Origin of the sequence: Citrobacter sp. XY323, assembly GCF_025106035.1 — a bacterium.
GTDB classification, from domain to species: domain Bacteria; phylum Pseudomonadota; class Gammaproteobacteria; order Enterobacterales; family Enterobacteriaceae; genus Citrobacter; species Citrobacter braakii.
In genome coordinates, this window is the sequence record NZ_JANYUK010000014.1 from 124,711 (window position 1) to 138,876 (window position 14,166).

The window sequence follows — 14,166 nt, forward strand, 5'->3', positions numbered from 1 at the left end:
TACATCGCTTCAATGCAAGGAATCAGGCAACCGGCTGGATGTACGACCGAGTTAACGGGGCGTCTGGCACCCCGGCCTGATTCTGAAATACTTTTTACGCTTCATCTTTCTGGCTGCCTTAATGCAACCAGAAGATATTGCGTAATTTTTATTAGGCACGCAGTTTGACGTCGATAGCGTCTTGCGTACGGGTGCTGCGTGGAGCGTCATGTGTGTGCTGGCGACCAGACACATCCAGGACTTCCTGATTATTCACCAGTTCGCCCAACGTAATGTTGTTGAGGAAACCGGTCAGACGATCGCTCAGATCGCGCCACAGCGCGTGGGTCAGGCATTTATCGCCGCCCTGACAACCGCCTTTGCCCTGGCAACGGGTCGCGTCTACAGACTCGTCAACAGCGCTAATCACTTCACCTACTGCGATGCTGCCGGCATCTTTACCCAGCAGATACCCGCCGCCTGGTCCACGTACGCTGGAAACCAGACCGTTTTTACGCAAACGGGAAAACAGCTGCTCCAGATATGACAGGGAAATTCCCTGACGTTCAGAAATATCAGCCAACGGTACCGGGCCCGTTTCGGAGTTGAGCGCAACGTCCAACATTGCGGTCACGGCATAACGCCCTTTTGATGTCAGTCTCATGTCTTACTTAGCCTCAAACTCGCCCCTGCCCGGGGTTTTTTATTGTAAAATGGGGGTATTGCATAGCAGGGGCAAGTCTGACATTCCCGACTAAATCAGTCAACTATTTACTTGACTAATTTAGTCAGGTATTTAACCTTCAGTGCCATTTTCATTTACCGGATGGCGCTTCGCTAATCCGGCCTGGAAATCGTGCAGCCATCCGACATCAAGACGCTTACTTGCCTTTATTCTGCTGCTCTATAGAAGCTAAAATTCCGCGCAAAATGTTCAGCTCCTGGCTCTCAGGACGCGCACGAGTGAACAGACGGCGCAGCTTGTTCATCACCTGCCCCGGATGTCCTTCGCGGATAAACCCGGTCGACAGCAGCGTTTGTTCCAGATGACCGTAAAAACGCTCTAAATCATCGACCAGCGGATACTCAGTTTCTTCGTATTCTGCGGTCTTGTCGCTTTCCTGCGTTGCCAGCCAGGCCATGCGAACTTCATAAGAGATGACCTGCACCGCCATCGCCAGGTTGAGCGAGCTGTATTCCGGGTTTGCGGCAATGGCGACGTGATAATGGCACTTCTGCAGCTCTTCGTTGGTCAGGCCAACGCGTTCACGTCCAAACACCAGCGCCACCGGCGAGTTCGTTGCTTCAGAGACGCTTTTTAAACCGCATTCACGCGGATCCAGCATTGGCCACGGCAGCGTACGGGAGCGCGCGCTGGTACCCACCACCAGGCTGCAACCCGCCAGCGCTTCATCGAGAGTGTCGACGATCTGCGCGCTGCCGATCACATCGCTGGCACCTGCCGCCAGGGCGATGGCCTGGGAGTCCGGTTTAACCAGTGGATTTACCAGCCACAGATTAGTTAAACCCATGGTTTTCATTGCGCGGGCCACAGAGCCCATGTTGCCAGTGTGAGAGGTTTCCACCAGCACGATTCGAATATTTTGCAGCATTGTATTTCTTCGGCTAAAGATTATTCGGGCATATTATCATAAAACGAAGACATATTCCGAACTCGCTGCTATACTCTGCGCCGTTTTCCCGTTCTTTAACATCCAGTGAGAGAGACCGATGCATCCGATGCTGACCATCGCCGTGCGCGCAGCGCGCAAGGCGGGTAATGTAATTGCCAAACACTACGAAACGCCAGACTCTGTAGAAACCAGCCAGAAAGGCAGCAATGATTTCGTGACTAACGTCGATAAAGCCGCCGAAGCGATTATTATCGAAACAATTCGCAAATCTTACCCACAGCACACCATCATCACCGAAGAAAGCGGTGAGCATGTTGGTGAAGATCAGGATGTTCAATGGGTTATCGATCCACTGGATGGCACCACCAACTTCGTAAAACGTCTGCCGCACTTCGCGGTTTCCATCGCAGTACGCATTAAAGGCCGTACTGAAGTCGCCGTTGTTTACGATCCAATGCGTAACGAACTGTTTACCGCAACCCGCGGCCAGGGCGCACAGCTGAACGGCTACCGTCTGCGTGGCAGCACCGCACGCGATCTGGACGGTACCATCATCGCCACCGGTTTCCCGTTCAAAGCGAAACAGCACGCCACTTCTTACATGAAAATTCTTGGCAAGATGTTTACCGAGTGCGCTGACTTCCGCCGCACAGGTTCTGCTGCGCTGGATCTGGCTTACGTTGCCGCTGCACGTGTTGACGGTTACTTCGAAATCGGTCTGAAACCATGGGATTTCGCCGCAGGTGAGCTGATTGCTCGTGAAGCAGGCGCACTGGTTTGCGACTTCACCGGCGGTCATAACTACATGGCGACTGGCAACATCGTTGCAGGTAATCCGCGCGTAGTGAAAGCCATGCTGGCTAACATGCGTGACGAACTGAGCGACGCGCTGAAGCGTTAATTCAGTACAGCCCGGTGGTGTCATGCTACCGGGCTTACGTGTTGATACAGGCCGGATAAGGCGAAGCCGCCATCCGGCTTTGATTAAAACGGTCTAATCCCTCGCCCCACCGGCACCGCGCTCACCCACATCACTACCGCAGCAGCAATCAGCACCGCACCACCGGCTAATGCCAGCGTCGTCCAGCCAATCTGTCGCCACAGCACCGGCGCTTTATGTCCGCTAAGTCTCACCGCCAGCGAGCGGAAACTGTGTACCAGCAAAGCCAGTGACGTAATGGTCAAAGAGGTTCCTGCCGCCATCGCCAGCGCCGATGCCATGCCCCAGCTAAAAACGCCAACCACTTTGCTAAACAGTAAAACCATAATTGCCCCGGAGCATGGCCGCATTCCCATAGACAAAACGATCATCAGCCGGGCGCGCCAGTCATTACCGCTTTGCAGCTGTTCAGGATCAGGCAAATGCTGATGCCCACAGCCACATCCCTCGTGATGCACATGGTGCGGCGTGAAGGCGATAAATTTCGGGCGACGCAGCAACTGGCGCAATTTCTTCAGCGCACGGACGCACAATAAAACGCCCAACACGCCAACCAGCGCATAACTCCCTTTCTCCAGCCAGAAACTACTCATATGTAGCTGTCGTGCAGGCAACTGCAAAATGGTGAGCACCACAACCACCAGCCCGATGGCGACCAGTCCCTGTAATAAAGATGAGGCCAGCGTCAGGCCAATACTCGACCTCAGCTTCGAGGGATGCGTTGCCAGCCAGGTGGTAATGACGACTTTTCCATGTCCTGGCCCCAACGCATGCAGCACACCATAGAGAAAACTAAACAGCAGCAGCGATCCCCCGGCCTGGGCCGGATTGGCGGCAACGGCTTTCAGCAAACCGCTCATCTGCTGGTTAACGTCGCGCTGCCAGACGACACTCTTCATCATCACCTGCGGCCAGGCCTGCCATAGCCACAGTATGCCGACTGCAGCCAGCAGTAAAAACACCGCCAGCGGCCATAGCGTGAGCCAGCGGCGTCTGGCGGCGCGTTGTTGATAAACTACGGACATTGCAGCGTCACCGTCTGTGCAAACTGTTTACCCAATTCCATATCCTCCGGCGGTGCGTCTTCTTTATCCAGCGACTGCGCAAAGCTCAGCATTTGTTCATTCGGCGTCGGCGTATGTACTGAAATACGGCATTGCTGACTTATGGCCTGCGCCAGCCAGGCATCGCTGTCTTTGTCATAGCTCATATCAACGTAGTAGGTGGGGTCGAAGGTTGAAATGGTATATTTTTGACCGCTCAGCGGCTGAGCTTCTGCCAGCGGCAACACGAACGTCAGCACTGCCTGATGTTCTTCACGCTCCATGCCATATTCCGTCGGCCTGTTTTTAAACTTTACCTTTTTCCCGTCGTGCCACACTTCGGTGAAATAGTGCTGCCCGAGGACGTTGGCCATCACTTCTGCCGCCAGTTTTTTCCAGATCTCATCACCAGGCTTGGCATTTCCCGCATCGTAAAGCAGATCTGCCGAGGTGATTTCATCCATCGTCCAGCGCATTTTTAGCGCGACGAACTGGTCATTCTCGCTCACTATCTCGGTTTTCAAATGGATAAAGCTGTGGGGATGCGCACCTGCGCCAAAGGACAGGATCGCGAGAAACAACGTCATAATGATACGTTTAACGCCTTGCATGAGTTCTCCACGAGAAAAATCTACACCGCCACAAATAATGATGCCGTGTTTGGCGAAAGTGTGCTGAGGATACCATTGAACGAAAAAATGTTGAGCCCCCTTTTCCGGTATCGATTCAGTTCTCAATTTCAACAATTTCTTCTTCAGCAACATCCTCCCAAATACCTTTTCGTCGCCACAACTTAAGTAAAATGATAACAATTTGTTAATTTATGGTTTCATTTTAATGTTTTGTTAACACTGAATTTAAATCCATGAGTGTACTCCCGTGCAAATTTAACTAATATTTAACCATTTATTTTCCATAAAATTACAATAATGGGCATAGATCACATTCACCAAACTTGTGATTCATTCCCTCTTCCATTCGTTGTTAACTTCACGCCGTGACATGTCCTGCCCCCTACGAAAGGTACAACTATGAAATTCAAACTCGCATTACTCAGTGCAACCCTGGTTTCTGCATGCATGTTGTCCGGCACGTCCTTTGCGGCGGAAAAATATGAAATTGCTGTGGTTGCCAAAGTCACCGGGATTCCGTGGTTTAACCGGATGGAAACCGGTGTTAATGAAGCAGCAAAAAAACTGGATGTGAATGCTTACCAGACCGGGCCTTCCACGCCGGATCCGGCACAGCAGGTCAAAGTGATTGAGGATCTGATCGCCAAAAACGTCAATGCCATCATCGTGGTACCGAATGACGCCAAGGTCCTTGAGCCAGTACTGAAAAAAGCGCGCGATAAAGGCATTGTCGTTCTGACGCACGAATCCCCGGATGAGCAAATTGGCCAATGGGATATCGAAACCATCGATAGTGAAAAATACGCACAGGCCAACGTCGATGAGTTAGCAAAAAACATGGGCGGCAAAGGGGGTTACGCCATCTATGTCGGTTCACTGACGGTGCCGCTGCATAACGCGTGGGCGGATTATGCAATTAAGTACCAGAAAGAAAAATATCCGGAAATGTTTGAGGTCACTTCACGTCTGCCGGTCGCGGAAAGCATCGATAAATCCTACGCCACGACGCTGGACCTGATGAAAACCTATCCGCAGATGAAAGGCATTATCGGTTTCGGCTCGCTGGGTCCAATCGGGGCGGGTCAGGCTGTGCAGAAAAAACGCGCCAAAGATAAAATCGCCGTCGTCGGGATCGCAATGCCAGCACAGGCTGCACCTTACCTGATGCGCGGTGATATCAAAAAAGCGCTGCTGTGGGATCCAAAAGACGCGGGCTACGCGCTGGTAACGGTTGCCGATCAGCTGTTGCAGGGCAAAGAAGTTAACGCCGACCTGAGTATCGATGGTTTAGGGAAAGCCGATATCGACACGGAGAAGAAAGTGATCCGCTTTAACAAGATCCTCGAAGTCACCAAAGACAACGCACAATCACTTGGTTTCTAAGGCTTTAGCCAACACCAGGGAACCTTAACGCCGGCCGTCTGGCCGGCGCTATCAACCAAACTAACACTCAGCGTCCATCCGGGCGCTCGCAGGGGTATTGTCCATGGCAGACACCACCGCATTTATCACTCTTGAGAATATCAGCAAACAATTCCCGGGCGTGCTGGCGCTGGATAACGTGAATCTGACGCTGAGAAAAGGCGAAGTTCACTGTCTGGCGGGTCAAAACGGCTGTGGTAAAAGTACCATTATTAAAGTGATCTCCGGAGTTTATCATCCGGAAAAAGGCGCGCAGATTTTACTCGATGGCAAATTGTTCCATCACCTGACGCCGCAGCTCTCTTCCCATTATGGCATTCAGGTTATTTATCAGGACCTGTCGTTGTTCCCTAACTTTAGCGTCGCGGAGAATATCGCGGTCAACCGCTATCTGCCCGGTGGCGATATCTGGGTACGTCGTGGCGCCATGAAGCAGCAGGCGCTGGCAGCCATGAAACGCATCGGTGTGAACATCGATCCCGATAAAAAGGTTGAAAAACTCTCGATTGCCGACCGACAACTGGTCGCCATTTGCCGGGCGATTGCCGCCGACGCGCGTCTGGTGATTATGGACGAGCCCACCGCCTCACTAACCCGTCAGGAGGTTAATGGCCTGCTACGGGTCGTTAACGAACTAAAAGCTGCCGGAATTTGTGTAGTGTTTGTCAGCCACCGTCTGGATGAAGTGATGGAAGTGGCTGACCGCATCAGCGTGATGCGCGACGGCAAACTGGTGGGCACTTATCCTGCCAGCGAACTCGACAGCCACGAGCTGGCTTTCCTGATGACCGGACAACGCTTCCACTATAGCCCGCTGCCGGAAAGACCCGCTATTGAGCAAGAGCCCCTGCTGGAGCTGCGCAACCTCAGCCGCAGAGGCAAATACCAAAACATTAATCTGTCGCTGCACGGCGGCGAGATTGTCTCCATTGTGGGCCTGCTGGGCGCCGGACGCACCGAACTTTGTCTGAGCCTGTTTGGCATGACGCACCCAGAAAGCGGTGAGATTCGCATTAACGGCCAGCCGGTCACTCTTCGCAATAACCATGATGCCATTAAACATGGGATCGGCTACGTCTCAGAAGATCGCCTGACGCAGGGGCTGATCATGGAGCAGTCGATCTACGACAACACCATCGTCACGGTGTTTGATCAACTGCATACCGGCAGCGGCCTGCTCGATCACCGTAAAGCGCAAAAGCTGGTCGCCGACTTGATCCGCGAGCTGAATATCAAAGTGTCCGATCCACACCTGCCGGTTAAAACCCTTTCCGGCGGTAATGCCCAGCGTATCGCCATTGCCAAATGGGTGGCGACTAATCCCCGCATCCTGATCCTCGACTCCCCTACCGTGGGCGTAGATATCGCCAACAAAGAGGGTATTTACCAGATAGCCCGCGATCTGGCGGAACAGGGTATGGCGGTGCTGATGATTTGCGATGAAATCCCGGAAGCGTATTACAACAGCCACCGCGTGCTGGTGATGCGTCGCGGCAGGCTGGTGGCGGAATTTAATCCTCATCAGTGCCGTGAAGAGGAGATTGCTGAAGTGGTCGAGGTAATCAATGAATAAGATGCATCTCTCCCGTTTAATCGGGCAACATGAGTTTTGGCTGGGCCTGCTGGTTGTGGCCCTTGCCGTTGGGCTGAGCATCAGCACCGATGAGTTCTTGTCTTTGGGGAACCTGACGGATGTGGCTACCAGCTATGCGATTCTCGGCATCCTTGCCTGCGGGCTGTTTGTGGTACTGATTTCCGGCGGGATCGACATCTCATTTCCGGCGATGACCGCGATAGCCCAGTATGCGATGGCCAGTTGGGTTATCGGCCACGGCGGCAACTTCGCGCTGGCGTTAATCATCGCGATTGCGGTGGGTCTGCTGCTGGGACTTATTAATGGCTTCCTGGTCTACTGGCTGCGCGTTCCGGCCATCATCATTACCATCGCCACTTTGAACGTTTACTACGGTCTGCTGGTGTACGCCACCAAAGGCACCTGGCTGTACGGCTTTCCAGACTGGTTTATGAACGGCATCAATTGGTTCTCGTTCACCGCGGCGGATGGCTACGACTACGGCTTGACACTGCCTCTGCTGTGCCTGGCGGCTGTGATCATCTTTACCGCCGTGCTGATGAACTATACCCGTCTTGGCCGTCAGGTTTACGCCATGGGCGGTAATCGTGATGCGGCTTCGCGCCTGGGGCTGAATCTGCTGAAGCTGCATTTCTACGTGTATGGCTACATGGGTATTCTGGCAGGCGTTGCCGCCGTGGTTCAGGCGCAAATCACCCAGTCAGTTGCGCCCAATTCGCTGCTCGGCTTTGAGTTGACGGTGCTGGCGGCGGTCGTGCTCGGCGGAACCAGCATGAGCGGCGGACGCGGAACATTAACCGGAACCCTGCTCGGCGTGGTCCTGCTGGCCTTCTTACAAAATGGCCTGACGCTGCTCAGCGTCTCCTCTTACTGGCACACCGTGTTCAGCGGCGCCATTATCCTGGTCAGCATTAGCGCCACGGCCTGGAACGAAAAACGCAAACTGGCAAGGGAGCTTTGAGATGAAAACAATCGCCAGATTTTTACCCGGTGATGCCATCATTCGTCTGCAATGCGTCATTATTGTGGTCGTCGCCCTGGTCTTCTCGGCCCTGCTCGGCAGCCGTTTTTTCAGCGTCGCTAACTTCCAGTCGATTGGCTCGCAACTGCCGATCCTTGGCATGCTGGCCCTCGGGATGGGCATGACCATGCTGACCGGCGGCATAAACCTGTCGATAATTGCAGGAGCGAATGCCTGCTCGCTGGTAATGGCGGCGATTATCGTCACCCATCCGGATAACCCGCTGTTTCTGGTGCTGGCGCTGCTGGCAGGCGCTGCCGTGGCGGTCGCAATCGGTACGCTCAACGGCGCGCTGATTGCCTGGGTCGGGGTTTCGCCGATTCTCGCCACGCTCGGCACGATGACGCTTATCTCCGGGCTGAATATTCTGCTTTCCAATGGGACGGTGATTTCCGGTTTCCCGACCGCCATTCAATATCTTGGTAACGCCACGATTGCCGGTATTCCGGTAGCGCTGCTGCTCTTTTTCCTGGTGGCAATCCTGCTGTGGGTACTGCTGGAGCACACCACGCTTGGGCGCAGTCTGTATCTCGTGGGTTCCAATGAACAGGCTACCCGCTACAGCGGCGTAAATACCGTCCGGGTACAAATTTCCGTGTACGTGATTTCTGCCCTGCTCGGCTGGGTCGCCGCCATTCTGATGATGGCAAAATTCAACTCGGCAAAAGCCGGATACGGTGAGTCCTACCTGCTGGTCACCATCCTTGCCTCCGTCCTCGGCGGCATCAACCCGGATGGCGGTTTCGGGCGCATTATCGGCCTGGTACTGGCGCTGATTGTGCTGCAAATGCTGGAAAGCGGCCTTAACTTGCTGGGGGTGAGCAGCTATCTGACGATGGCGCTGTGGGGCGCGGTGCTGATCCTCTTTATCGCATTACAGAATCGTAAAGCCTGATTTCAGGAGAAAAAATTATGGCAAGTTACTTTATTGGTGTGGATGTCGGAACCGGAAGCGCCCGTGCCGGCGTGTTTGATCTCAACGGCAGAATGGTCGGCCAGGCCAGTCGGGCTATCGAGATTTACCGCCCGCAGGCCGATTTTGTTGAGCAGTCTTCCGATAACATCTGGCAGGCGGTGTGTAACGCGGTTCGCGATGCGATTAACCAGTCAGATATCAACCCAATCCAGGTGAAAGGTCTGGGCTTTGACGCTACCTGCTCACTGGTGGTGCTGGATAAAGAAGGTAAACCGCTGACCATCAGCCCGTCCGGGCGCAGCGAACAGAACATCATTGTGTGGATGGATCACCGCGCCATTACCCAGGCTGAACGCATTAACGCCCTGCATCATCGGGTGCTGGACTACGTTGGCGGCATTATCTCCCCGGAAATGCAAACGCCCAAGCTGCTGTGGCTGAAGCAGCATATGCCCAATACCTGGGCCAATGCGGGTTACTACTTTGACCTGCCCGATTTTCTGACCTGGCGCGCAACAGGCGATGACACACGCTCATTGTGTTCGACAGTGTGTAAATGGACCTATATGGGCCATGAAGACAAATGGGATGCCAGCTATTTCCGCCAGATTGGGCTGGAAGACCTGCTGGAACATGATGCTGCCAAAATTGGTCGCTACGTGAAAACCATGGGCGAACCGCTCGGTCACGGGCTGTCCGCGCGCGCCGCCAGCGAAATGGGACTGATTCCGGGGACCGCGGTCAGCGTCTCGATAATCGATGCCCACGCCGGTACACTCGGTACGCTCGGCGCAAGCGGTGTTTCCGGCGAGGTGGCGGATTTTGACCGTCGTGTCGCGCTAATTGGTGGCACCTCCACCGGACACATGGCAATTTCCAAAGAGCCGCGTTTTATCGGCGGCGTCTGGGGCCCTTACTACTCAGCCGTACTGCCGGAATACTGGCTCAATGAAGGCGGGCAGTCAGCAACCGGGGCGTTAATCGACCACGTTATTCAGTCGCACCCGTGTTACGAAACCCTGCTGACGCAGGCTAAGTCTCAGGGGCAAACCATTTATGAAGTGCTGAATGCGCTGCTGCGCAAAATGGCTGGTGAGCCGGAAGATATCGCCTTTTTGACCCGTGACATGCACATCCTGCCCTATTTCCACGGCAACCGCTCGCCGCGCGCTAACCCCACGCTCACGGGAGCAATCACCGGACTGAAGCTGTCCCGCACGCCGGAAGATATGGCGCTCCAGTACCTCGCAACCATCCAGGCCATTGCGCTGGGAACGCGCCATATCATTGAAACGATGAACCAAAGCGGCTACACCATCGATACGATTATGGCCAGCGGCGGCGGGACGAAAAACCCGATCTTCGTTCAGGAGCATGCCAACGCCACCGGTTGCGCCATGCTGCTGCCTGAAGAGAGCGAAGCCATGCTGCTGGGCGGCGCCATGATGGGGACTATCGCTGCAGGCGTGTTCGACACGTTCCCGGAAGCGATGTCGGCAATGAGCCGGATTGGTAAAACGGTGACCCCGCAGACCAATCGCATTAAGCAGTACTACGATCGCAAATATCGGGTATTCCACGAGATGTATCAGGATCATATGAAATACCGCCAACTGATGCAGGAGGACGCATGAGTGACTCCTGGTCTCAGGCCACCGGCGTATTTCAGCTCTATAGCGATGCCCTCGCAGGTCTGGGACAGCATCTGACTGAACCGGTCTGGCAGTCGCTAATGGCGGAGCTGCGCGGTTGCCAGGGGAAAATCGTCGTCACTGGCGTCGGTACATCCGGTATTGCGGCGCGTAAAGTCGCGCACATGCTCGCCTGCGTGGAACGTCCGGCGATTTACCTCAACGCGACGGATGCGGCGCATGGCGATCTCGGTTTTTTACGCGCCGACGACCTGGTCATTATGCTATCACGCGGGGGAAATTCGGATGAACTCACCCGACTGCTGCCCGGGCTGGCTGCGAGAAATGTGCCCATCCTGAGCGTGACTGAAAACGCCGACTCAGCCATTGCTAAAGCGTCGAGGCTGGTGATTTCCACCGGCGTCCAGCGTGAGGCCGACCCGCTGAACATGTTGGCCACCACCTCAATTTTACTGGTCCTGGCTATCTTTGACGCCGCCTGCGCCTGTCTGATGAGCGAAAGCGGTTACTCAAAAGAGACGCTATTGTCTGTACATCCTGGCGGTGATGTGGGATTAACGCTGAGCCGCGAGCAGTAACACCAGACCGCGCATTTCCACTCGTCTTCTCAACCCGTCACCCTCAGGCGGGTTTTTTTATGTCTCAATAGAAGATAAAACAGTGAAAAAGCCAGTTAACGCGCTGCGTTCCACTCCTGCTATCTGTTCCGCACGTTAAAAATTCTGTGACGCTCTCCAGCATTCCTGGTGGAAAGCATTCCATTCTCCAAATCTATGAGCAAACTTTAGCTATTCTTATCAAACATACTTACGGGAGATCCTGCAGATGATGTCAACGCTTGCTCCACCATCTGTACTTTCCGCTCCCCAGCGCCGTTGCCAGGTGCTGCTGACGCTTTTCCTGCCAGGGCAAATCGCTACAGCTCAAACCTTCAGTAGCCTCAATGGCGTTGATGATGCCACTGTTGAGGAAGATATTATTGGCGCAGGACTCGAAATCCAGCGCTATCACCGGCTCGCGATTACCACCGCGCTGAATGGCGGCTATACGATCGAAGGGACCCCGCTAAATCAGCGCCTGTGTCTGTTGCAGTGGCTACGCCGCGGTCTGCGGATCTGCCCGACTTTCATCGCCCAGCATTTCACACCCGCATTAAAAATGGCGCTGAAACAACAAGGTATCGCGCGTACGCTGTATGACGACACCAATCTGCATGCGCTCATTAATCTGTGCTCCCGGCGCTTGCAGAAGCCGTTTGAGTACCGTGACATCCAGTTCCTGCGCCTGTATTTACAGTATTGTCTGCTACAGCATCACGCGGGAGTCACCCCGGAATTTAATCCGCTCCAGCAACGCTGGGCGCAATCCTGCGCAGAGTATCCGCTCGCTGAGGAAATTGGCCGCCACTGGCAGCGCCACGTCATGCAGAGTGCGCCGCCGGGCGAATCGCTGTTTATGGCGTTGCTGTTCTCAATGCTCCGTATCCCCGACCCTGTGCGCGATAACCACCAGCAGGATCGTCGCCTGCGCCTTGCTATTGCACGGCTGGTGCTGCGTTTTCGCGAGTATGGCAATGTGCGCTTCAGCGATGAGCAAGGACTGAACGATCAGCTGTATATTCACCTTGCCCAGGCGCTTAACCGCAGCGTGTTTGCCATTGGCATTGATAACACGCTGCCGGAGGAGTTCAGCCGACTTTATCCCCGTCTGGTTCGTACTACCCGCGAGGCGATACATGGCTTCGAAGCGGAGTACGATGTGCAGTTTTCAGAAGAAGAGATCGGGCTGGTCGCCGTTATTTTCGGTGCCTGGCTGATGCAGGAGAAGGATTTGCACGAGAAGCAGATTATCCTGCTGACCGGCAACAATGAACAACTTGAAGCGCATATTGAGCAACAGCTACGCGAACTGACGCTGCTGCCGCTCAACGTAAAACATATGCCGATGCAGGACTTTCAAAAACAGGGTACGCCGCGCGGAGTCACGTTGATTATTACGCCGTATACCACGCCGCTGCCGCTGTTTTCACCGCCGTTGATTCATGCGGATCTGGCACTTACGCCGCATCAGCAGCAGCAGATCCGCAAAATTCTCGAATCATAACGTTGCAGGCTGCGCCACCACCTTCGGGCGCAGAAAGATTGCCGGTAGCGCCACCAGCGCCATCACCCAGAATACGCCGTTGCCCAGATTCTGGTACAGGTAGCCTGCGAATACGGTCATGATGGCGATGCTGCCGCCCATCGCCACCGCAGAATACACCGCCTGCAAACGTATCACTTCGCTGCCCTGGCGCGTCGCGATATAGCGCATTGCCGCCAGGTGGCAGACGGTAAAGGTTCCGCAATGGAGGATTTGCACCACAATCAGCCACGGTAGCTCAGTGCTCCAGCCCATCAACCCCCAACGTGCCACGCCGCAAACGGCGGAAAGCAGCAGCAAATCCCGCGCGCTAAAGCGGCGGAACAGCTTGTGACTGAGCGCAAAAATAATCACTTCCGCCACCACGCCTAATGACCATAAATAGCCCACCGCCGAAGCGGAATATCCGGCAGACTGCCAGTAGATGGCGCTGAACCCGTAATAAGCGGCATGCGCACCTTGCAACAGACTCACACAGGCAAGAAAACGCCAGCTTTGGGTTATCAACGCACGCCAGGCGGGCCATCCCGCGCTCTCCTGCTGACGGTTTTCCCCCGCTGGCTGCACGCTCGGGCGGATCATCATCCCCAATAGCATCGACGCGACGCCAAGCGACAGCAGGACCAGGATCACCCGATAGTCAAACAGGCTCACCAGCTTACCGGTCAGCGCGGAGCCAATCACAAAGGCAACGGATCCCCACAGTCTTACCCGACCGTAGTCCATGGTTATCTGTTTTTGCCAGGTGTTGGCCAGCGCGTCGGTCAACGGCACCAGCGGCGAGAAAAACAGGTTAAAGCCGACCATCACCACCATCAGCCACGCCACGTTGGTGCCCGCCCAGAAGGCCAGCGCAAACACCAGCGTCAACAGGGCAAGAATACGTAAAGCGGAGATCAGACGAGAGGGATCGCTTACGCGCGGCGCAATCAGCAAACTGCCGAGAAAACGGGCAATCAGCCCCGCGCCCAGCAGTAAACCGATGGTTTCCGGCGTCAGCCCCAGCCCTTCGAGCCAGACGCTCCAGAAAGGCAGAAAAATACCGTAGCTAAAGAAGTAGGTGAAATAACCGAGCGCCAGCCAGCGCGTGGAATGCAAAGCCATGAATCCCTCCCGTTTGGAGGCGATAGTCTGGCGACAAACGCAGGCTGGCGCAAGAGAGTATTAACAGGCAGATAACATGATTTTGCC

The 14,166-nt window shown here is 54.7% G+C and carries 13 protein-coding genes; 8 read left to right on the forward strand and 5 right to left on the reverse strand.

Annotation, left to right across the window (positions count from 1 at the left end; all coding sequences use genetic code 11):
* Positions 1 to 151: 151 nt before the first annotated feature.
* Both iscR and trmJ read right to left on the reverse strand, forming a co-directional pair.
* Positions 152 to 643 (reverse strand): Fe-S cluster assembly transcriptional regulator IscR, encoded by a 492-nt coding sequence (gene iscR, locus N0B36_RS19450; protein WP_005120405.1) that lies wholly within the window; start codon positions 641 to 643, stop codon positions 152 to 154.
* A 217-nt stretch (positions 644 to 860) separates the two neighbouring features.
* Complete coding sequence (trmJ, locus tag N0B36_RS19455; protein ID WP_259688855.1) at positions 861 to 1,592, reverse strand: tRNA (cytosine(32)/uridine(32)-2'-O)-methyltransferase TrmJ; 732 nt, start codon at positions 1,590 to 1,592, stop codon at positions 861 to 863.
* Positions 1,593 to 1,710: 118 nt separating this feature from the next.
* Between trmJ and suhB the strand changes: the two genes are divergently transcribed.
* Positions 1,711 to 2,514, forward strand: a complete 804-nt coding sequence (gene suhB / locus N0B36_RS19460) for an inositol-1-monophosphatase (protein ID WP_016157140.1) — start codon at positions 1,711 to 1,713, stop codon at positions 2,512 to 2,514.
* A gap of 83 nt (positions 2,515 to 2,597) precedes the next feature.
* Here the strand turns inward: suhB and N0B36_RS19465 are convergent, their stop codons facing one another.
* Both N0B36_RS19465 and N0B36_RS19470 read right to left on the reverse strand, forming a co-directional pair.
* On the reverse strand, positions 2,598 to 3,578 hold the full coding sequence (locus N0B36_RS19465; protein WP_259688856.1) for a nickel/cobalt transporter: 981 nt from the start codon (positions 3,576 to 3,578) through the stop codon (positions 2,598 to 2,600).
* Complete coding sequence (locus tag N0B36_RS19470) at positions 3,569 to 4,207, reverse strand: DUF1007 family protein (protein ID WP_019077386.1); 639 nt, start codon at positions 4,205 to 4,207, stop codon at positions 3,569 to 3,571. The genes N0B36_RS19465 and N0B36_RS19470 overlap by 10 nt, the downstream gene beginning before the upstream one ends.
* Before the next feature lie 420 nt (positions 4,208 to 4,627).
* On the opposite strand from N0B36_RS19470, the gene N0B36_RS19475 reads away from it, so the two are divergent.
* The 7 genes from N0B36_RS19475 to csiE all read left to right on the forward strand — a co-directional run bounded on the left by N0B36_RS19475 (position 4,628) and on the right by csiE (position 12,936).
* Positions 4,628 to 5,611 (forward strand): autoinducer 2 ABC transporter substrate-binding protein, encoded by a 984-nt coding sequence (locus N0B36_RS19475; protein ID WP_003037665.1) that lies wholly within the window; start codon positions 4,628 to 4,630, stop codon positions 5,609 to 5,611.
* A gap of 103 nt (positions 5,612 to 5,714) precedes the next feature.
* Positions 5,715 to 7,223, forward strand: coding sequence for a sugar ABC transporter ATP-binding protein (locus tag N0B36_RS19480; protein WP_016154014.1), 1,509 nt, complete (start codon positions 5,715 to 5,717; stop codon positions 7,221 to 7,223).
* Entirely contained in the window at positions 7,216 to 8,205 is a 990-nt protein-coding gene (locus N0B36_RS19485) for an ABC transporter permease (RefSeq protein WP_008785467.1), read from the forward strand. Before N0B36_RS19480 ends, N0B36_RS19485 begins: the two co-directional genes overlap by 8 nt.
* 1 nt (position 8,206) lies before the next feature.
* Positions 8,207 to 9,160, forward strand: coding sequence for an ABC transporter permease (locus N0B36_RS19490; protein WP_003037658.1), 954 nt, complete (start codon positions 8,207 to 8,209; stop codon positions 9,158 to 9,160).
* A gap of 17 nt (positions 9,161 to 9,177) precedes the next feature.
* Positions 9,178 to 10,815: an FGGY-family carbohydrate kinase gene (locus N0B36_RS19495; RefSeq protein WP_003847100.1), complete on the forward strand. Its 1,638-nt coding sequence runs from the start codon at positions 9,178 to 9,180 to the stop codon at positions 10,813 to 10,815.
* On the forward strand, positions 10,812 to 11,411 hold the full coding sequence (locus tag N0B36_RS19500) for an SIS domain-containing protein (RefSeq protein ID WP_047358248.1): 600 nt from the start codon (positions 10,812 to 10,814) through the stop codon (positions 11,409 to 11,411). Before N0B36_RS19495 ends, N0B36_RS19500 begins: the two co-directional genes overlap by 4 nt.
* A 247-nt stretch (positions 11,412 to 11,658) precedes the next feature.
* A complete protein-coding gene (gene csiE / locus N0B36_RS19505) occupies positions 11,659 to 12,936 on the forward strand; it encodes a stationary phase inducible protein CsiE (protein ID WP_047416449.1) in 1,278 nt (425 codons plus the stop codon).
* Here csiE and N0B36_RS19510 read toward each other — a convergent pair.
* On the reverse strand, positions 12,931 to 14,079 hold the full coding sequence (locus tag N0B36_RS19510) for a 3-phenylpropionate MFS transporter (RefSeq protein WP_019077391.1): 1,149 nt from the start codon (positions 14,077 to 14,079) through the stop codon (positions 12,931 to 12,933). The genes csiE and N0B36_RS19510 overlap by 6 nt on opposite strands.
* Positions 14,080 to 14,166 lie beyond the last annotated feature (87 nt).

Excerpts from the sequence above, each read along its gene's own strand:
- N0B36_RS19495 (WP_003847100.1), top strand. The coding sequence starts at position 9,178 with ATGGCAAGTTACTTTATTGGTGTGGATGTCGGAACCGGAAGCGCCCGT.
- N0B36_RS19480 (WP_016154014.1), top strand. The coding sequence starts at position 5,715 with ATGGCAGACACCACCGCATTTATCACTCTTGAGAATATCAGCAAACAA.
- trmJ (WP_259688855.1), bottom strand. The coding sequence starts at position 1,592 with ATGCTGCAAAATATTCGAATCGTGCTGGTGGAAACCTCTCACACTGGC.
- N0B36_RS19485 (WP_008785467.1), top strand. The coding sequence starts at position 7,216 with ATGAATAAGATGCATCTCTCCCGTTTAATCGGGCAACATGAGTTTTGG.
- suhB (WP_016157140.1), top strand. The coding sequence starts at position 1,711 with ATGCATCCGATGCTGACCATCGCCGTGCGCGCAGCGCGCAAGGCGGGT.
- N0B36_RS19510 (WP_019077391.1), bottom strand. The coding sequence starts at position 14,079 with ATGGCTTTGCATTCCACGCGCTGGCTGGCGCTCGGTTATTTCACCTAC.
- N0B36_RS19470 (WP_019077386.1), bottom strand. The coding sequence starts at position 4,207 with ATGCAAGGCGTTAAACGTATCATTATGACGTTGTTTCTCGCGATCCTG.
- N0B36_RS19490 (WP_003037658.1), top strand. The coding sequence starts at position 8,207 with ATGAAAACAATCGCCAGATTTTTACCCGGTGATGCCATCATTCGTCTG.
- iscR (WP_005120405.1), bottom strand. The coding sequence starts at position 643 with ATGAGACTGACATCAAAAGGGCGTTATGCCGTGACCGCAATGTTGGAC.
- N0B36_RS19500 (WP_047358248.1), top strand. The coding sequence starts at position 10,812 with ATGAGTGACTCCTGGTCTCAGGCCACCGGCGTATTTCAGCTCTATAGC.
- N0B36_RS19465 (WP_259688856.1), bottom strand. The coding sequence starts at position 3,578 with ATGTCCGTAGTTTATCAACAACGCGCCGCCAGACGCCGCTGGCTCACG.
- csiE (WP_047416449.1), top strand. The coding sequence starts at position 11,659 with ATGATGTCAACGCTTGCTCCACCATCTGTACTTTCCGCTCCCCAGCGC.
- N0B36_RS19475 (WP_003037665.1), top strand. The coding sequence starts at position 4,628 with ATGAAATTCAAACTCGCATTACTCAGTGCAACCCTGGTTTCTGCATGC.